The 18,737-nt window shown below is 49.4% G+C and carries 15 protein-coding genes; 5 read left to right on the top strand and 10 right to left on the bottom strand.

Features of this window, described 5'->3' with window-relative positions:
• Nucleotides 1–159: 159 nt before the first annotated feature.
• From EXU85_RS06085 to EXU85_RS06055, 7 genes are all read right to left on the bottom strand, one after another.
• Complete coding sequence (locus EXU85_RS06085; RefSeq protein ID WP_142771218.1) at nucleotides 160–720, bottom strand: carboxymuconolactone decarboxylase family protein; 561 nt, start codon at nucleotides 718–720, stop codon at nucleotides 160–162.
• Nucleotides 721–812: 92 nt separating this feature from the next.
• Entirely contained in the window at nucleotides 813–2,360 is a 1,548-nt protein-coding gene (locus tag EXU85_RS06080; RefSeq protein WP_142771217.1) for a phosphatase PAP2 family protein, read from the bottom strand.
• Between the two features lie 18 nt (nucleotides 2,361–2,378).
• Entirely contained in the window at nucleotides 2,379–3,275 is an 897-nt protein-coding gene (locus tag EXU85_RS06075; RefSeq protein WP_142771216.1) for a transporter, read from the bottom strand.
• A gap of 30 nt (nucleotides 3,276–3,305) precedes the next feature.
• Entirely contained in the window at nucleotides 3,306–5,525 is a 2,220-nt protein-coding gene (locus EXU85_RS06070) for a TonB-dependent receptor domain-containing protein (protein WP_142771215.1), read from the bottom strand.
• 210 nt (nucleotides 5,526–5,735) lie between these two features.
• Entirely contained in the window at nucleotides 5,736–6,851 is a 1,116-nt protein-coding gene (locus EXU85_RS06065; protein ID WP_142771214.1) for a hypothetical protein, read from the bottom strand.
• A 325-nt stretch (nucleotides 6,852–7,176) separates the two neighbouring features.
• Complete coding sequence (locus EXU85_RS06060; RefSeq protein ID WP_142771213.1) at nucleotides 7,177–7,716, bottom strand: hypothetical protein; 540 nt, start codon at nucleotides 7,714–7,716, stop codon at nucleotides 7,177–7,179.
• A gap of 179 nt (nucleotides 7,717–7,895) precedes the next feature.
• A complete protein-coding gene (locus EXU85_RS06055) occupies nucleotides 7,896–8,672 on the bottom strand; it encodes a DUF2490 domain-containing protein (protein ID WP_246859442.1) in 777 nt (258 codons plus the stop codon).
• Nucleotides 8,673–8,841: 169 nt separating this feature from the next.
• Between EXU85_RS06055 and moaA the strand changes: the two genes are divergently transcribed.
• Both moaA and EXU85_RS06045 read left to right on the top strand, forming a co-directional pair.
• A complete protein-coding gene (gene moaA, locus EXU85_RS06050) occupies nucleotides 8,842–9,834 on the top strand; it encodes a GTP 3',8-cyclase MoaA (RefSeq protein ID WP_142771212.1) in 993 nt (330 codons plus the stop codon).
• Nucleotides 9,835–9,867: 33 nt separating this feature from the next.
• The gene (locus tag EXU85_RS06045) at nucleotides 9,868–10,629 is read left to right on the top strand and encodes a hypothetical protein (RefSeq protein ID WP_142771211.1); all 762 of its coding nucleotides are present in this window, start codon (nucleotides 9,868–9,870) and stop codon (nucleotides 10,627–10,629) included.
• Nucleotides 10,630–10,699: 70 nt separating this feature from the next.
• Here the strand turns inward: EXU85_RS06045 and EXU85_RS06040 are convergent, their stop codons facing one another.
• Together EXU85_RS06040 and EXU85_RS06035 are read right to left on the bottom strand one after the other, a co-directional pair.
• Complete coding sequence (locus EXU85_RS06040; protein ID WP_142771210.1) at nucleotides 10,700–11,659, bottom strand: ABC transporter substrate-binding protein; 960 nt, start codon at nucleotides 11,657–11,659, stop codon at nucleotides 10,700–10,702.
• Nucleotides 11,660–11,899: 240 nt separating this feature from the next.
• Nucleotides 11,900–12,673: an NUDIX domain-containing protein gene (locus tag EXU85_RS06035; RefSeq protein WP_142771209.1), complete on the bottom strand. Its 774-nt coding sequence runs from the start codon at nucleotides 12,671–12,673 to the stop codon at nucleotides 11,900–11,902.
• Between the two features lie 83 nt (nucleotides 12,674–12,756).
• On the opposite strand from EXU85_RS06035, the gene EXU85_RS06030 reads away from it, so the two are divergent.
• The 3 genes from EXU85_RS06030 to EXU85_RS06020 all read left to right on the top strand — a co-directional run bounded on the left by EXU85_RS06030 (nucleotide 12,757) and on the right by EXU85_RS06020 (nucleotide 17,597).
• Nucleotides 12,757–15,564, top strand: a complete 2,808-nt coding sequence (locus EXU85_RS06030; protein WP_142771208.1) for a PQQ-dependent sugar dehydrogenase — start codon at nucleotides 12,757–12,759, stop codon at nucleotides 15,562–15,564.
• 60 nt (nucleotides 15,565–15,624) lie between these two features.
• Complete coding sequence (locus tag EXU85_RS06025; protein ID WP_142771207.1) at nucleotides 15,625–16,650, top strand: sugar phosphate isomerase/epimerase; 1,026 nt, start codon at nucleotides 15,625–15,627, stop codon at nucleotides 16,648–16,650.
• 104 nt (nucleotides 16,651–16,754) lie between these two features.
• Nucleotides 16,755–17,597: a ThuA domain-containing protein gene (locus EXU85_RS06020; protein ID WP_142771206.1), complete on the top strand. Its 843-nt coding sequence runs from the start codon at nucleotides 16,755–16,757 to the stop codon at nucleotides 17,595–17,597.
• A gap of 96 nt (nucleotides 17,598–17,693) precedes the next feature.
• Here the strand turns inward: EXU85_RS06020 and EXU85_RS06015 are convergent, their stop codons facing one another.
• Nucleotides 17,694–18,635 carry a polysaccharide deacetylase family protein gene (locus tag EXU85_RS06015; protein WP_142771205.1) on the bottom strand — a complete coding sequence of 314 codons (942 nt, stop codon included), beginning with the start codon at nucleotides 18,633–18,635 and terminating at the stop codon, nucleotides 17,694–17,696.
• Between the last annotated feature and the right edge of the window lie 102 nt (nucleotides 18,636–18,737).

Here is an 18,737-nt window from a genome sequence, read left to right as displayed (position 1 = left end):
GTTCAGAAAAAAAGCAAATGATGAGGTAGGCCGACCAAAAAACGCTTGTTTTCAGTCGGTGAATTAAATTCCCGTAAGTCGGTGAAATTGGTTTGTTTCTCGATGCGCCGTTTGGCTACTTGAGCCTCACGATCAATGGATTAAATCCCTGTCAGCCGGTTAATGTGTTTGCGTTTGATACCCGCCCGGTGGACGGACATACCCTCGTCCTGTAATTCGCTCGCCCAGCATCTGGTAAAATGCCGGATCGGTGGGCGCTACGGTTGCCATCCCATCCACATACTTATTGTATAAGCAGAACAAGGCAGCAATCAGCACCGTATCGTGAATCTCGCGATCAGTGGCACTGGCTTCGCGAGCACGGGCAACTGCTTCGGGCGATACGTCTCTGCCATTTTGCTGCGTAAGCACGGCAATCTGGAGGAGTGCCTTCATTTTCTCGCTGACGGGTGCCGTTTCAATGTCGTATTTCACCGCACGAGCCGTTTCATCGTCACCTAATAATATATCTGCCGCTTTCGTATGGGCTGCCTCGCAGAAGTTGGTACAGTTCCGCGACGATACCAAGGCAGCAATCAGTTCCCGTTCGCCCTGCGACAGCGTTGACTCACCCCGCAACAAGAGCTGCGTGAGTTCACGAATGGGCGCAGCAGTATCTAACCGATATTCGAGCAGGCCTGTAATACCCGGTAACTGCTCTGGTAATGGGATATGTGGCATATTTTGAATAGATAATGGTTAATGAATAATGGATAATGTAGGATGGCTGGGACAGGTTATTTTACATTATCCATTATTCATTAACCATTAAACTATAGTCCCGACCCATCAGCTTTAGCGCGTGCGATAGCATAGGCACCAATCTTCTTGCCATGCTCCAGGCCACCATTCGAATCGAATCGATAGTGGATCAGGCCATATACTCGTGATAAAGATGCCTCTGCTGCTTCGTTTTCAAAATCCTTCGCTTTGTCGGGGAAAATAGCACTTAGCACCGTTGCAGCTGCGGCTGAAAAAGTGGAGTGCCCTGACGGGTAAGACGGGAAATTTGGTAACCCAACGGATGTTTTCATCCCAAACTGTTGTGGACGTGGATAGTAGTAGTAGTACTTGGCGTCCCAGCAACCAACGGCGGCATCCTCCAGGGCAGTGCCTACCAGCGCCAGCGTCCGGGCCATGCGCACCTCGCTGTATTTAGCTTCATTGGCAGCATTGGCCGCCGTGCGATGCCAGTGTCCGGGTGGTGTATAGCTACCAGCGCCATCGGACCAATAATTGGCAACACGGGCCTGTTCGCGACTTTGGCTTTTGTTGATCTGTTTCAGCTCATCCATGTCTTTCTGATAAGTAGCATCATTGAGCGCGGGTGGCGGACCGGGGCGCAATTGAACTAAGGTTGCTTTATCAAAATTCCAGGTCGATACGGCACCAAAATTCGGTAACATTGGTGGGCGCGCTGGACTTTCCTGACTCACCCAGACTTCGGTAAGGCCACGTTCTTTAGCGGCCTGAATCATACCCGCCGTTACAGCCTGGTTATTAGCGGCACTCATACCATCCGTTTTAGCGCGCGCCATTACTTTAGCAGCAGCCTGATTACCTAAATCAACGCCCGCACTGAGATCGCTCGCTACATTCATTCCCGCCCATAAGCGGCTGTTCTGATGTTCAGCCAGTTTAGCATCTATGAAGGGAACTTCGCCGGGGAACATTGCTTTTAAAACCACAGCCGAAGCGGCTGCCACAACGGCATCTTCCGACGGATAAGCAGGCAGAGATGACGTCGGCAGTGCCACCCGTACAGTAGCATCTACTTTCGATGGAGCTACCCGGTTAAACTTGTATTTGTAACTCCAGGCCGCCACCAGCGCATCGTATTGAGCCACGCTTAGGTAAGCGAGCGCACGGGAGGCATAGGGTGGATTCGCAAACGGGAATTTGGGATCAGCCAGTGGGTTAGCGGCATCAGGTACCGGATATTTACCATCGGCGTTTGACGCGGGCGGTATGTTATAACGGGCGCATAATTCGCGGGCAATCTCATTCCAGCGATACACGGCACCCGTGCCCCAATACACAACGGCTTCCTGCTGATCCTGCGTTAAACTCGCCGATTTCGATTTGAGGTCAGTTAGTTCAGCCTGATACGCTGCCGACGATGTTGAGGCTGGTATAGCCACTGTTACATCGGTAGGCGCGGTCAGCACGTAGGTTTTCCAGGTACCCGCTTTATCATCGACACTCGCGGGCGTATAGCCTACGCGCTGTGGTTCTGAAATACTTTTATCACACGAAACAAAAGCAACAGACAAGCCTGCGATAACGCTGCCAATTGCAAGAATTCGATTATACTTTTTCATGATGCTATGTATGGGCGCTTACTTCTTGAAATTAATTTGATACAGCAGACCAACGGTATAGCTGGTGCTTTGGCCAACATTTAGCCCATCGACAACGTAGCCGATACGGGCATTTACGCCAATATTTTTGGGTTGCACTTTACCATACCAACCTACCGACGTAGCCTGCATGTTGTTGGTTAGATACGGCATATCGTTCCGGCGAATATTATCGCCACTTAGGCAAGCTACACGCTCGGCCCATACTTCGGTTTGCCATCCCTTACGCAACACACCTAACTTAACCGCAGCATCGTACGTGTTAGGTACCTTAACCTGGTTGGTGTTGTACACCCGGTCGTCGGCCTGATAGGCGTCCTGGTCTATCTTGCTATTACTCCGCCAGCCGTAGCTGCCATAGGCTGTGAGGTACAGACCCGTTCTTTTCTCTTTATAATTGGCCAGTAACCGTCCTGTGAACGTACGGCATTGCATACCGATAGACATCGGCATAAAGCTGGCTACGTAGTTGCCCACCGGAATCGACCCACCCACAATAGCATTGAGTGAAAAACCACCAGTCTGCACGGCTTTCACTTTCAACCAGGCCGATAGGTCCTGAACGCCATGCTGGCCCATCAGGTTACCCGCGCTGTTGCTCGTCCAAACGTACGGCAGGCTCATAATCACATTGACCCGCTTGCTGATCCCAAAGGCAGGCATAATCATGACACTCTGCGTTGTTTGCGTGCCAATGTTCAGGTTCTCTCGTTTGAGTGTATTCTCCCAATACTGATTCCAGGAACTATGGCCGTACATGACGGCGGTACATAGCTGGTTTTTACCCATGTAGATCGCATCATTCGGCATCTGTGCCTGGGCCGCAAACGGCGACAGCAGAGACACGATGAGCAGGCATTTTAAACTTGTTTTCATTAGTTAATTATAAGTTGGTACGATGGACATTTAAATAGTAAGGCCCACTGTCAGCACGGCGCTTCGGCCATCAGATGGCCACACACCCGGACCGGGGTAAAATGTAGGGCGTTTGGTGAAGTACTGCTGGTTCAATAGGTTATTGACACTGCCCCGGATGGTCAGCGACTTTTTAATTCGCCAGGTGCCGTTCAGATCCCACAGGCTATAGGCGGGTACTGGCCCAATAGCCCCATTGGCCGAAGGAACAGCCGTGTTTAGCGCGTCGGAGAAGGTTTGGCTTACGTAGCTGTATTGTAGCGTCAGGCTGGCGGTTCCGTAACGAGCTGTCAGGCCGTTTCGGGTAGTCCAGCGCGGTGCCGACTCAACCTGATGCCCCGTCACGTTCCGATTCTCAGTTCCGGCCGCAACAACGCCATTGATGTAACGGGCATTGTTGAAAGCCGTCGACGTAAAGCCACTAAGCAAGAACTTATCAGTACGAAGTAACTGCGCTTCAAGCAGAGCTTCTACCCCCGTGCTCCGGCTGTCGCCAATGTTGGTGCGAAAAACGTAGTTCGACCCATCTGCATTGGTCAACAGCAGCGTTCCCAGCCGATTTCGGTACAGCAAGTCAAACACTGTCACGTTCAGGTGCAATCCCTGCCAGTGACCATCCACCCCGATTTCGGCATTGTAGCCATAGGCATCTTTGAGGCTTTTGTCGATCCGTTCGTACACCGATGTTGGAATGATGTCCTTAAAGACAACCGGACGATACGCCTGCGACCAACCTCCGTAGATTTTAACCGCATCGTTCACTCGATACTGACCATTGATGCCCAACAGCGCAAAATGGTGGCTAATATCCGTTGGGAGATTACCTGGATCGTAATACGAAATAGTACCCCGCATTTCGGTCTTGCCATTCTCAATCCGAATACCCGGCGACACCATTAACCGATCGGTCAGGTGAAACTGATTCTCGACAAAAATGGCAATGTTGTTCGTCCGAAAATGTAGGTCACGCTTAAACGGGCTGGTCAGGGTGAGATCGTAATCGCTGGCGGTTGTACCAACTCCCAATTGCCGTCGGTGTAGATCAGTGCTGATCAGTTGGACGCCCGCTGCCAGTACGCCCCCAATGGTACCCAGTTTATAGCGATGCAGTAAGCGGGTTTCGGAGGTATAGCTATTGAAGTTGTCAATATCCACCTGGCGGGCCTTGTACTGTCCCGTTACGTGATTAATGGTATCGGGAACAGTCGCAAATGCATCGAGTTGTACACTATTCCGAGCACCCAACACAGCCGAAACCGTCCAGAGCAAACGCGTCCGATCTGATAGTTGCCAGTCCGCCTTCAGCGACGGGATGTAAATATCCGGGTTGAAATAGTTGCGGCTGCGGGTCGATTGACGAGGGTCCTGAGCAAACATAGCATCGGTGAGCGGCCCCGGAATCTGATACGTATAAGCCGACCGGCCAAATTCGGCGGTGAAGCTCAAACGTTGTGTTGCCTGATACTGTAGGCGTCCAAACTGAGCTTCGGCATTTGAATTACTATTTTCCCGGTATCCATCCGAATGCCGACGATAGTAATACGCATAGTAGGTCCACTTACCAATTCGGCCACCAATGGCATTGTAGGAACTTCGTAGTCCATAAGCGCCCACCGAGTTAACCGTCTCAAAGCCAAACCGACGTGTGCTGTCGGCCTGTTTGGTCACATAATTGAGCATACCACCAAACTGGGCACCATATTGCAACGAAGCCGTACCACGCACCAGCTCAACCCGATCGATGCTTTCCATCGGAGGTGAATAATGACTGGCAGGGTACCCGTACATATCTGAATTGGTAATGACGCTATTCTGCCGGATGTTATTTTCCCACGACCGGTGTGGGTCCAGGCCTCGCGTAGCAATGTTGATCTGATTGCCGGTACCGTCCATATCGTAGACAAATACGCCAGGAATTCGAGCAAATACCTGCCGGGGTGTTTTCTCCGCCACATTGGCATCTATTTCCGACAACCGGATCGCTTCACTACGCTTACCCCCCATCAGATACGTACCATACACGTTGGGCAACGACTCAACAATAACCGAACGAGCCCCTTTTACCGTTACCTGATTCAGCGTTTGCGTTGGCAGCGAGTCGACCAACTGCTGTTGGGAAGTTGTTTTCTGGTTTAGCGTTTGGGCAACCAAATTCCCAGCCAGGCCCAGAGTTAGACCGATCATGCATAGCACTGATTGAATACGTTTCATACTTAGGATTAAAACAGCGTGATAAAGTATCTCGCTACCGGAGACAACCTATAAGACGACTGGAGAAGGATTTACACTTACTAGCAGTCTTCCCAGTTAGCTTCTTTTGATTCTGTCGATTCTTTAGATTCTCTTGCTGATTATGTGCAGACAAAAGAATCCAAAGAGTCGACGGAAGCTAGCCTGGTGCTACAAAGTGCCGGAATCGACTTAAAACCAACGCGATAAACTAACCGAAACCAGATAGTCGGCGAAGGCTGCGTCGCCCTGTTTTACACCCAGTGGGTCCAGCCGATCGGCATAGCTCTTGATCCGGTTGCGATAAATAGCCACCGGTACCGAAGCCGCAATTGAGGTTTTGTGGCGCATGTACGACAAACCCGGCTCAACCGATACGATGTACCCCGGCCGACGGAAACCTGAGCTGCCGCCAAAGGCATCAATAGCTGGAACACCCTCAACGCGACCACCCAACATAACCGCCAAACCCGGAACAGCTTTGATCGACTGGCTAAGACCAATACGAGCCGCAAACTGGTCGGCTACCGAGAAGGTGCCAGTAACAAGGTCAATCGTAGTGGCTTCTGGGCTACGTACTGTACTATTCGTTTCCTTTGGATTGAACAGGTAGAAACCATTGGCATAAGCTGTCAGCGTTTTGGTGATCGACGCGTAGCCTTGCAGTTCAATACTGGCCCCTACACCGCCATCACCAAGCTGAATAGACTGATCTACGGGTTTATTAATCGTATAGTCTATGCCTTCTTTCGTCAGTTTGTGGAAATCGTCGGTCACATCATACTTACCCGTTGGTAGTTTTACACCCAACCCAACAGCCAGGTTAGCTTTAGGCAGTTTGACTGGATTAACAAGCCAGTAACTTCCAGAAATACGTAGATCACCAATGCCCTCCGAGCCGGTATCAAACCGTTTCTGTTGGGGATTTTGCGCAACGGTATTGCCGTAATGTTCGTAGAGGGATGAGCGGTCGTAGTACTGGATCGGTAGGTTGACCGAAAACGACAGCCGCTGGTTCACCATATAAGTGATGCCCAGATCGATAGCATGCGAAACGTTAATCACATTGGTGCCTTGTTCAACACGTTGTTTCTGCTCTACATCGCCCACAAAGTGCTTGTAGGAACGAAAGAACCGATAGCCCGCCGACACCTGCCAGTGGCCATTACGTTGTTTGAAATAATCGGCAGAACCTGCTGGCGCTGCGCAGCTCATGTGCCGAACCGCCACACAACCTTGTGCCGATGTTGTTGTGTTGGAAACAAGTATATACGCTATCGCTAAACCGATAGTAGAGATTAATTTCATGATTGACGAATGTCTGAGATGGAAAATGAATGCTTTCTCGCACGACCGGTCCTAACAGTAGCCAAGCAGATGCCCTGTTTGTAGGTCTACAAACAGAAATCATAAATCAGCTTATCTGGATAGAAAAGGTCGCACAATCGCGTAGCCGGAATACCCAGGAATTGGGTTGGCGATACCATTTTTAGCAGTCCGTAGCTTATTGGTATTGACACGACCAGTCGATCAGTGAGCCAACAAATACACGTTGCTCATGCGACATGGCATGACAATATAGCCAGCAAAACTACTGCAAACAGGTCTTGAACGCGATAGAAGGAAATTCACCTCAGGCTTCGGGAGGGGGCGAATGAACGGGCAGGGCGCGGGCTGCAAGTACGAACAGTTGTTCGGGAATACGAATGGCTTCGCGCCAGCTGGGGGTAAGAAAACAAAAAACAGATCGCGGATTAACCGGATATTCTTTTAGCAGAAACTTCAAAAACTTAGTTGCCTTTTCGTGCGAATCGGTAGCACCAGCAACGTGCTTATTCAGGAACGAAAGTAAATCCCCCTGCCAGAATGAACGACTTTGCGATTCCAGACCAGCAATGTGAAGCATATTATCACGAACCTCAATGCTCACGATGGAGTAATAATGCCCATGATAGCTGAACCCATCTGAGGTTGTGCGGGCAATGGTACTTTCATCGAGTTTATCTTTGAGGGGAATCTCAAATTCGACGATGCTATCAACCGACCGATAAACAGAAAGTCGTTCCGAAAGGTCATGTTCTTCCTGCCACCAGGAGCCCACAAACACCAGCACGTAAGCCAGCGTGTGATAGGCGAGTAGCGCAAAGAGACCGATGGAAACTACTTTTTTCAAAATGACGATTGACAGATTTTCTCCAAAAATAATACTAATATTTCAAACAAAACCCATACTGGCTTGTTGTAAGCTATTTTTTTACAAAACTTTGGCAAAAGCTATGCCACAGTTAGCTAAAATGTATACTATAGCAAAATAATGTCACAAACTGAATCCAAAATACTGTGTTTTTGCCTTTACGGCGTATACAGCCAAACGCCAATTTCCGACAAATCGAAGTTAACCGCCCAGGTTGCCTGCAATAAATGCAGGTAGCGATGGTCTTGCTGCGGATTCCGAATCAGATTTTGGTACATATAGCCCAGCTCAATCTTACCAAACTTGCCCGTATTATAGCCCAGGCCGCCATACAACCAGTTTTCACCGTAAAAACTATTTTTTGAACTGATGGGACTGTTTTGAGCCCCCGTCAGGCACAGAAAAAATTCATTGGAAGCCGACGCATAAAATCCTTTCGTTTTCTGTTTGGGATCATACAGCGGCACATTCACCCCCAATTGATATCGGAACAAGGTAGCATACGACCACTGGTTTGTTTTCATATTCAACGGATAACGCTCCTCGTACCGTAACCGATGCGACAATTTCAGCCGACCCAGCGCGGGAACACCGTGCGTAGCCACTGCCTGTGCCCAAAGGCGGTTTTCGTTAACATGCAGCCCAAACAGATTGTGCTTTACATAGGCATAGCCCAGGCCCACCTGAATAGCAGGGGTGATCTTATAGCTTAAACTCGGCTGTACATAATATTGAAGGGCCGTTGCCGGATAGTCCTTATCCGCTACAGTTTGATGGAACGCATCAATCGTAGATGACAGGTACAGATTGTACTGAATTTTTTTGCCAATATTTCCCGATTGCGAGATAGCAGGGAAAAAACCATAGAATGTCCAATCCTGTGCAACACACATACAACCAGTCAACAGGAAATACAGCAGGAAAAGAATTCGCATTAGTTTTTAAGTAGCAGGCTTTAGGTAGGCCACTTACCAAATAGTATGCCAATCGCTTCTTAAACAATCGATTCTGTTCGGTTTCATCATGACATACACTCAAAACTGCCGTTACGAAACAGAACCGAATGCAATCAAAACCCCTAATTTTGTGTTAGTATGACACTGCATGATCTACGATAATCACAATCGCCCCATCACTTACCTCCGGCTGGCTGTAACGGACCGTTGCAACCTGCGGTGTTTTTACTGCATGCCCGAAGAAGGCATCAAATACCTGCCTAAACATCAGGTCCTGACCTTTGAGGAAATGGAGCGTATTGTGCAGGTGCTAGCCCGATTAGGGATACAAAAAGTACGGATTACGGGTGGTGAACCGTTCGTTCGGGCGGGCCTGATGAATTTCCTGCATCGGCTGGCAGCTGTTGACGGGTTGACTGACATTTCCCTGACAACCAACGGCGTATTAACGGCCCCTCATATCGCTGATTTAGCCGCGCTCGGTGTTAAATCGGTTAATCTGAGTCTGGATACCCTCGACCGCGAACGGTTTCGAAAAATTACCCGGCGCGATGAACTACCCGCTGTACTGAAAACACTCGATGCGCTTATATCGGCGGGGATTCAGACCAAAATCAACGCGGTAGTAATGGATGGGCAGAATACGCAGGATTTAATCCCGCTGGCCAATCTGACCCACAGCCTGCCCGTTGACGTTCGTTTCATCGAAGAAATGCCCTTCAACGGCGAAGGAAGCCATTATCCAGTACTTAACTGGACACACAAGCGTATTGTAGACGAAATTCGGTCGCACTTCCCCGATCTAGAGAAACTACCCGATCCCCCGTTTTCAACCTCGGCCAATTACCAGATTCCGGGTCACCAGGGAACCATCGGCGTCATTGCGGCTTTCAGCCGAACCTTTTGCGGCACCTGTAACCGAATCCGGCTAACTGCGCAGGGAACCCTAAAAACCTGCCTGTACGATAACGGTGTGCTGGATGTTCGCGCTTTACTTCGGTCTGGCGCGTCCGACAACGAGCTGACGGCAGCCTTTCTGCAAGCTTTCGCCCATCGTCCACTCAACGGTTTCGAGGCCGAACAACGCAGTGTGCAGGCTGGCGGATCGGTTAGTGAGTCAATGTCCACGATTGGCGGATAAATGTAATGTAAGAACCAGTAGATAAGGTGTAGTATGCGAAGCCTCACCATCCAGATTCCCCAGCCCTGCCACGAACGCTGGGACGACATGCAACCGACCGAACGGGGCCGGTTTTGTGCCAGTTGCCAGAAAACGGTAGTTGATTATACGGCCCTTTCCGATCAAGAATTGGTTCGGCTACTCAGTAAAGCGCCAGAAACGAGCTGCGGGCGTTTCCGGAATGAGCAACTTAATCGTCAACTGGTTGTAGCAAACCCAGGAATTGCCTCTGTCTGGCGGCATTGGGTGGGCTTACTAACAATGGGCTTATTTGGCTGGCAAACAGCGCGCGCTCAACTTAACCAAGCTCCTAAACCATCGCAACCAACTTCTGTACGGCCCGATTTTGCTGTTTCAGCAATTCCGGTTCAGGCCATTGACGCAGAAAAAAAATGGGTGATCACCGGACGGATTATGTTATTGGATACGAGTGGACGGCTGTCACCTGCATCAGGAGTTACCCTATCTGCGTCTCAATTTGTAGAACATTGGCAAACTCAAACGGATAGTACTGGGGCATTCGAACTTGTAGTAACTTCGCAAAAGCAGCTCACGGAACTAACAGTCTGGACATATACACAAGGCTATCTTCCAGGAAGAGCTACGATCCCTATAACAACCTCAACCTCATTGATTACCCTGAACGATATTATATTACGTGAACCAAGGCCTCTGAAGAATATCACCGGAGGTGGGCTTGTTACGATTAAATCTCCCTCCCGCTGGCAGAGGTTAAAGCGTGCGCTGTTTCATTAGAGATCAGGCTTTCCCCTCTTAAACGAAGTTCGACCCCTTCAGGGGTCGAACTTCGTTTAAGCACTAAACATCACAGGCGTATCACCGCCGGAATACCTTCAAAATATTTATTGGTAAAGAGCGTATCCACGTCCATTCGTTGAATGATCTCTCCTTTAGCATCGGTAAGCATCCGGTTGCGGATCATCCAGTTCACAAATGATACCCAGATAGTTCGGTGCATGAATCCCCAATTGCCTTCGCCATCTAAGTAATAGCCCGATGCCAGTTGCTGGCTTTGTTCCACAAAATTCCGGTTGGACAACGAGGGGTGGTTGGCCGTTTTCATCAGTAACCGTGCGGATTCATCAGGATTTTTCACTGCATAGCGGAAGCCTGCTGCGGTTGCCTCCAGAAACGCCCGTAAGGCATCCGCATTCAGGTCGGCCCACTCCTGGTCGGCAGTTAGTACAGGGTTGTAGCCATAGGGGATTTCGTACTCATCAAAGAGAAACTGGTTCAGGTCAATACCATCAATATCAGCTTTCACGCCCTCCCAGGTAAGCCAGCACCAGGCCGCATCGACCTCACGGGTTACTAACGCCCGCCAGATATTGGCCCAGGGCGATTTATGCGGAATAAACTGGCCCCGCCCATCATCGTTCTGAATCAATTGCCGGATAATATCTTCTTCATAGCGAGCACCATAGGAGGCATACACCTTACCGTCCAGTTGTTGCGGCCGGTCAATCCCACTTTCTCTCAGGGTCATTATAGCACTCACATCACGCGCCAGTAACGTAGCTACTGCAATCAACTTAACCCCATTGGTTTGATAGCTGATAACACTTTCGGAGGGGGTAATGGCCAAATGAGCGTCGCTCTGGGCCACCCGACGCGCTGGCGCGGTCTGATAGTTCTCCTGATCAGGCGAAATGAATTCCACATCAAGACCAGCCTGTTTATAAGCCCCTTTTGCCTGGGCAACGTAGAAGCCCGTATGGTTGGTGTTAGGAGTTCGGTCAAGCGCTAATTTAATGGTTGTATTCATGGGGTACAGTACTGATACGGCTAGTTTAACAAGTCAGGTTGTATAAGGTTTTCTGCACTCAGTGGGAAATAGCTGATTGCAAGAACTAATGTAAAAAGAAAGAAAACAAAATAGACGTTTAGTCTCTGACTAAAATAGATTCTGTAGGTGCTAAAGACTCTGTTAAAGCTACTGGACTGGTTACCAGAATCAATAGAATCGATTAGTATCATTAGAATCAACAGCATCCTTATCTAACACTCAGCCCACGAACAGAATTTCATCGGCCAGGGCTTTTTCATACTTCGCTTTATCAAACCGATATAAATAGGGCGCTTTGTGCGCACCACCGGTCTTACGCTCTTCCAGCCGCTCCAGAATATCATAACCCAGCATTCGTTTCTGGAAATTCCGACGGTCAAGCGATTGGCCCAGAATGGTTTCGTACAGTTGCTGCAGATCAGGCATCGTGAACTTATCGGGTAATAAGTTGTAGCCAATAGGCTGATAGCTGAGCTGCCGACGTAAGGTTTTGAGTGCCAATGTAATCATACTATTATGATCAAATAATAACGGAGGAATCTGGTCGATGTCCCACCAGCAACACTCCTCCGCAAAGAAATCGGGAGTAGGGATCGCATTGGCAAACTCGACCAGCGCATAATACCCTACCGACACATCCCGGCTAACAAGCTCATGCGTCACATCGTCGGGTAAACCCAGCTTCGCCATCGTTTCCTGTTTACTGAAATTCGTGTACCGCATAACGTCGCCGAAGGTGTGAAATTGTTGCAGGAAAATCTCACGTAAACCTGTCCGTTGCTGTAGGCTCCGATAGGCGGCAGCTTCCAGGCTTTCCTCATGGCGAATTCGACCACCGGGCAAACACCAGTCATTCGTGCCCTTCCAGCGAAGCAACAACACTTTTAGCTGGCCATCGTGAAAACCGAATATCACCAGGTCGAGTGATACCGAGGAAAGAAAATTTGTTTTAAAATCGGCAATGAGTCTTCTCAATTCTTTTTGGTATTCCATGTGGAAAATTTAAGAATAAACATAGTGTGTAATTTCAACACAATAAAATAAAATCAGTATCATTGTGTTAAAATTACACATCTATGATGAAACGCCACTTTTTCTCACGGCAATCGTACAAGGCAGTAATTCCACTTTGCATTGGCGCGATTGGACTTCTGGCCTATTCCGTAAGGCCATTGACTGACCCCGGCGACAAGCCCGATGAAAATCGATTTACAAAGGTAGTACTGGCCGAAAAATTAAATGAACCCCTCGAAATGGCCATTCTGCCCGACGAACGCGTTCTTTTTATTGAACGGCATGGGCAGGTACAACTGTACTCCCCTACAACGAAGCAGGTAAAAACCATTGCTTCGATTCCGGTAAGCACGAAATACAAGGATAAGGAAGGAAACGAAACCGAGGCCGAAGATGGCCTGCTGGGCGTAAACCTTGATCCTAACTTCGAGAAAAATCACTGGGTTTATCTGTATTATTCGCCAGCAGGCAACGAGTCCAAAAACATCCTGACCCGCTACGAGCTTCGTGGCGATGAGCTGGTTCTTTCCTCGAAAAAAGTACTGCTCGAAGTAGCCACCCAGCGTGAGCAGTGCTGCCATACCGGTGGCTCGATTGACTGGGACCGGGAAGGCAACCTCTACCTCTCAACCGGCGATAACACCAGCCCCCGCGCTACCTTGTATGCGCCCATTGATGAACGCCCAGGCCGTGGCCCCTGGGATGCCCAGAAATCATCGGGAAATACGAACGATTTGCGGGGCAAAATTCTACGCATCCACCCCGAAGCCGACGGCACTTACACGATTCCAGAAGGCAATCTGTTCCCAAAAGGAACGCCTAAAACCCGCCCCGAAATTTATACAATGGGGCACCGGAATCCCTATCGAATTGCGGTGGATAAACACACTGGTTATCTGTACTGGGGCGATGTTGGCCCCGATGCCGGTGAAGATTCAGTAGGCGTTGGCCCTACTGCTGAGGATGAATACAATCAGGCGAAAAAGGCGGGCAATTTTGGCTGGCCCTATTTTGTGGGGAATAACAAAGCCTATTACGACAAAGATTTTACGACCGGAAAAGGGGGTGCCAAATTCGATCCGGCTCACCCAGTCAACGATTCGCCCAACAACACGGGGTTGAACGACCTCCCTCCTGCTCAACCTGCCATGATCTGGTATCCGGCAGCCGAGAGCAAGCAATTCCCAATTATGGGTACCGGTGGTCGAAGTGCAATGGCTGGCCCGACCTATTACAAAGACGATTTCAAAGGTGCCAAACGCCCTTTCCCGGAGTATTATAACGGTAAAACATTCCTGTTCGAATGGATGCGCGACATGATCCTAGCCGTCAGTTACGACAGTAAAGGCGACATGACCAGCACGGAGCGCTTCCTGCCCAACATGGCCTTCAGTCATCCCATCGACATGGCTTTCGGCCCGAACGGTGATCTCTATGTATTGGAATATGGTACAGGCTGGTTCCTCAAAAACGACGATTCCCGCCTGGTAAAAATTGAATTCAACGCCGGTAACCGCAAGCCGAACGTACAGGCTTCTGCCAATCAGAAAGCCGGAGCAATACCGATGGTCGTAAAACTATCGTCGGAAGGCACCAAAGATTTTGATGGCGATGCGATAACCTATCAGTGGAAAATTTATAACCGGACTGGAGGGTCTAAAGCGGGTGGTCAGCCAACGGTTCTGAACGAGCCAAATCCAACGTTCACGTTCCAGAAGCCAGGTCAGTATAAAGCGATTTTAACGGTGACGGATGCGCACGGCCTCAAGGACTCCCGCGAGGTTGATATCATGGCAGGTAACCAACCGCCAAGTGTAGCGCTGGACATCCTGAATGGGAATAAAAACTTCTACTTCCCCGGTCAACCGATTGCCTATCAGGTTAGTGTGACGGATAAAGAAGATGGCAGTTTGGCGACTGGGAAAATTCTGGCGAAGCAGGTCATGGTGAAAGCCAACTACCAGACTGAAGGATCAGCGCAGAATGTGAGCGAGGCCGAACGCGGCCCGGCCGGGCACAAATTCTCGGAAGCAACGTACTTAGGTGCAGGCCAGGTGCTTATGGAAAAGAGCGACTGTAAAGCCTGCCATTTTGTGGACAAAAAATCAGTTGGGCCAGCGTTTATCGAGGTAGCCAAACGGTACAAAAACGACGCGAATGCCGTGGCCAGCCTGTCGAACAAAATCATTAAAGGTGGTGGCGGCTCCTGGGGCGATGCGATCATGACAGCTCACCCACAATTGGGCCAGAATGATGCGAGCGAAATCGTGAAGTATATTCTCACCTTGTCGGACAAGAAAGTAGCTACACCATCGCTGCCAACAAAAGGCACCTATACGCCGGATAAAAACGAGAAAGGTGATCTGGTTTTGCAGGCATCGTACAAAGATAAAGGAGCCAATGGCCTGCCCGCCCAGACCGGTGAACAAGTGCTGGTACTACGCAATCCGCTAATACCACTGGGTACGAGCAACAGCCAATCGAAAGGCGTCACGCTGTTCAAAATGGGCACCCAACCCTACCCGATTGTCATTGTTATGGGCTCGGATACCTATGTGCAATTCAACAAGTTTGACCTGACGGGTGTACGGACGATGGAGTTTGCGGTAGCCGTTCCCAAAGCGCAACTCATGGCCGTTGGTGGACGCATCGAAATACACATCGATTCACCAACCGGGCCATCGCTGGGCCAAACTGAAGAGTTGTTGCCCAACGAAAGCAAAGACCCCGCCGATCTCTTTAAGCCCAGCATTACCAAGGTCACGGTTACGCCAACGACTGGTCAGCACGATTTGTATTTCGTCTTTAAAAACGAAAAAGCGGGCAAATCTCCGCTCTTCGTTCCCGTTACTGTACAGCTTTCTAACTAGTTTAAACCTCATCCCAACCCCTCTCCTGGTTTCAGGAGAGGGGCTTTTCTTCTTGATACCATGACCCAATCACGACGTGATTTCCTGAATCAACTTGGCCTGACAGCCGCCGGTTTGAGCCTGTCATCTGTTTTACCAACGTCAACCTTTGCGGATATGACAGCTAAAAAATTCTCGTTCGACATTTCTCTGGCCGAGTTCTCGTTTGCGGGCGAACTGATGTCGGGTAAGATGACCAACATGGAATTTCCGGCCCGTACCAAAAACGATTTCGGCATCAATGTGCTCGAATACGTTTCCATGTTTTTCAATAACAAGCACACCGATCAGGCGTACCTTAAAGAACTCAAGCAACGCACCGATGACCTCGGCATGAAAAACAACCTCATCATGGTCGATGGGGCCAACATTGCCGATCTGGATGCCACCAAACGTAAGCAAGCCGTAGAATCTCACTATGCCTGGGTCGATGCGGCCAAGTATCTGGGCTGTAGCTCAATTCGGGTGAACTTGGGTGATACGTCCAAAGCGATGACGGGTGTAGAAGACGACCCCGCCGATGACGCTGCGAAATCGGCCGCCGATGGCTACCACAAATTGCTGGAATATGCTGCCAAGTCAAAAATGGATGTAATTGTCGAAAACCACTTCGGCAATTCGACCGACATCGACTGGCTGGTTGGGGTTCTAAAGCAAGTGAACATGCCCAATGCAGGCTTATTACCTGATTTCGGCAACTTCTGTCGGCAACGCAGCAAGCCTGAAACCAATGATATTAAAGGGATCATGGGCACCAAGTGCATCAAGGAATATGACCGCTACGAGGGCGTAAAAAAAATGATGCCGTACGCCAAAGGCATCAGTGCCAAAACCCACAAGTTCGATGCGGCTGGCAACGAGACCGAAACCGATTTCCTGAAGATGTTCAAGATCATTAAAGATGCCGGATTCAAAGGCTATGTAGGCATCGAGTATGAAGGGGGCATCATTGGTATGTATAACCCAACCGGCGGCTATTTGCCAACCAACGACGGTATTAAAGCCACGAAAACCCTGCTCGAACGCGTTCGGACGGAGCTTGCTTAAAACATAGAACGCAGATTTGTATGATAGTTATGATTAATGCTGATCATGATTAATCATAACTATCATACAAATTTGCGTTCTATTCAATCAACATATCCAAAATCATGTTTCGTAAATTCGTAAAAATCCTGCTGGGATTAGTTTTGGTTCTGGTTTTACTGGCAGGCGCATTTGTCGTATTCGGGATGTACGTAACTCGGCAGCTTCCGTGGCAAAAGCCTGTTTTCGATACGGAACGCCCGGCCGATCCGGGTACTGTTGGCCCAAAAGGTGTCCTGATTTTCTCAAAGACCAATGGCTTCCGGCATGAGTCCATCGAACCGGGAATTGAAGCGCTCAAAAAAGTGGGCAAGGCCAAAGGCTGGGATGTTCGGACGACCGAAAACGGTGCCTTCTTCAATGATGATTACCTGAGCAAATTCAAAACCGTCGTCTTTCTGTCGACTACGGGCGATATTCTGACGCCAGAGCAGGAAAAATCCTTTGAGAAGTTCATTGAAAATGGCGGAGGCTACGTCGGTATCCATGCCGCTTCGGATACCGAATACGGCTGGGATTGGTACGATCATATGCTCGGTACCCACTTCCGTGACCACCCGTTGTATCCTGAACATACACCTGAAGCAGAGGTTATTACCGATGTTCGGGATCACCCAACGACCAAACATTTACCGGCCAAATTCCGTAGAGCCGATGAATGGTATAATTTCAAACAGAGTGTGCGGGGTAAAGACAGTATTCAGGTTCTGCTAACGCTAAACGAAGCAACCTACAAGGCAACCTGGCCAAAAGCGATGGGGGGTGATCACCCGATTTCGTGGACGAACGTCATTGGCAAAGGCCGCGTGTTCTACACCGGCATGGGCCATACCAACGAAACCTTCACCGACAAATACGCCATGCCGCATATTGTGGCAGGCATTGAATGGGCAGGGCGGTTTGAATAAAAACGTTTGACGTCTGTAGTTTAAGGTTTGAAGTTCTTTCGGCGGTAGCCAACTTCAAACCTCAAACTACAGACGTCAAACCTTTTACCCTACTATCTACTTCCCATCAAAACTCTGGGTCATGTTCCGGTAAAACGTTTTCGTGCTCCACTGACCGCCCGCAATAATACGCCGGATGGTGTAAAGTGGCATTTGATCGTCGCGTTTGTCGGCCAGGGTAAATGCAGCGGCATAACCGCGTTTCTGAATTTCAGGCAACGCCTGATGATTCCACAAGCCGAAGGGATAGGCAAAATATTTTACGGGTTTTCCGATGATGGTTTCCAGCTTCGCCTTCGGCTCTTCGATCTGAATTTTCCAGTCGTCGCCCTGATATTTCTTCACGTTATGGTGATCCCAGGTATGGGCACCAATCGTATGACCTTTGTCGGACAACTCTTTAATCTGCGCTTTGTCCATGTACGGCTGTTTCCCCCGGCGGCCAATAGCGACAGTCATAATGAAAAACGCCCCTTTGAAACCAAGTTTATCCAGTACGGGCACAGCCGTTTCGTATTGATCGAGATCACCATCATCGAAGGTGAGCATAACCGGTTTTGAGGGCAGCGGTGCGCCGGTTGTCAGGTAAGCGTAGAGTTGATCGGGTAAAATGGTATGGTAACCGCTATCGGCCAGAATCTGCATTTGATCCTTGAATGCCTGAACGGGAATAATGTAATCTTTTGCGCTTTTCGAATCACTCCCCCGCCAGTCGCGGATTTGGTGATAACACAACACTGGCACCTGTGGACGGGCCAGAATGGTAGCGGCATCCGCGATTTTGTCGGCGGGAATGCTAGATGGATCAGGAACAGGCGCTGCTTTGGCTGTTTCCGCAGTTGAGGCTGGTTTGTCGGTCGCAGCCGCCGTTGTGGAATCAGTTGTCGTCGTGGCTTCGCTGGTAGACGCGCTTTTCGACTGGCAGCCCATCAGGCCATTGGTTACTAAAACAGACAGGCAAAGGGCCGCTGAGAGAAATAGATTTTTGCGAGTAAACATAGAACATGAATATGACCCAAACTTAGGAAAAAAGTAGTTGGCCTATAGAATAAAATTAGCAACCAGTCACAAACTGTACTTCCCGCTTTACAAATTTCATAC

It is taken from the genome of Spirosoma sp. KCTC 42546 (assembly GCF_006965485.1).
Classification (GTDB): Bacteria; Bacteroidota; Bacteroidia; order Cytophagales; family Spirosomataceae; genus Spirosoma.
Note: the sequence above shows the minus strand (reverse complement) of the source record. Positions and strands in the feature narration are given on the sequence as shown.

Bases quoted from the DNA above. Each gene is read 5' to 3' on its own strand.
- EXU85_RS06030 (WP_142771208.1), top strand. From the start codon at position 12,757: ATGATGAAACGCCACTTTTTCTCACGGCAATCGTACAAGGCAGTAATT.
- EXU85_RS06015 (WP_142771205.1), bottom strand. From the start codon at position 18,635: ATGTTTACTCGCAAAAATCTATTTCTCTCAGCGGCCCTTTGCCTGTCT.
- EXU85_RS06040 (WP_142771210.1), bottom strand. From the start codon at position 11,659: ATGAATACAACCATTAAATTAGCGCTTGACCGAACTCCTAACACCAAC.
- EXU85_RS06085 (WP_142771218.1), bottom strand. From the start codon at position 720: ATGCCACATATCCCATTACCAGAGCAGTTACCGGGTATTACAGGCCTG.
- EXU85_RS06065 (WP_142771214.1), bottom strand. From the start codon at position 6,851: ATGAAATTAATCTCTACTATCGGTTTAGCGATAGCGTATATACTTGTT.
- EXU85_RS06020 (WP_142771206.1), top strand. From the start codon at position 16,755: ATGTTTCGTAAATTCGTAAAAATCCTGCTGGGATTAGTTTTGGTTCTG.
- EXU85_RS06070 (WP_142771215.1), bottom strand. From the start codon at position 5,525: ATGAAACGTATTCAATCAGTGCTATGCATGATCGGTCTAACTCTGGGC.
- EXU85_RS06080 (WP_142771217.1), bottom strand. From the start codon at position 2,360: ATGAAAAAGTATAATCGAATTCTTGCAATTGGCAGCGTTATCGCAGGC.
- moaA (WP_142771212.1), top strand. From the start codon at position 8,842: ATGATCTACGATAATCACAATCGCCCCATCACTTACCTCCGGCTGGCT.
- EXU85_RS06035 (WP_142771209.1), bottom strand. From the start codon at position 12,673: ATGGAATACCAAAAAGAATTGAGAAGACTCATTGCCGATTTTAAAACA.
- EXU85_RS06055 (WP_246859442.1), bottom strand. From the start codon at position 8,672: ATGCGAATTCTTTTCCTGCTGTATTTCCTGTTGACTGGTTGTATGTGT.
- EXU85_RS06025 (WP_142771207.1), top strand. From the start codon at position 15,625: ATGACCCAATCACGACGTGATTTCCTGAATCAACTTGGCCTGACAGCC.
- EXU85_RS06075 (WP_142771216.1), bottom strand. From the start codon at position 3,275: ATGAAAACAAGTTTAAAATGCCTGCTCATCGTGTCTCTGCTGTCGCCG.
- EXU85_RS06045 (WP_142771211.1), top strand. From the start codon at position 9,868: ATGCGAAGCCTCACCATCCAGATTCCCCAGCCCTGCCACGAACGCTGG.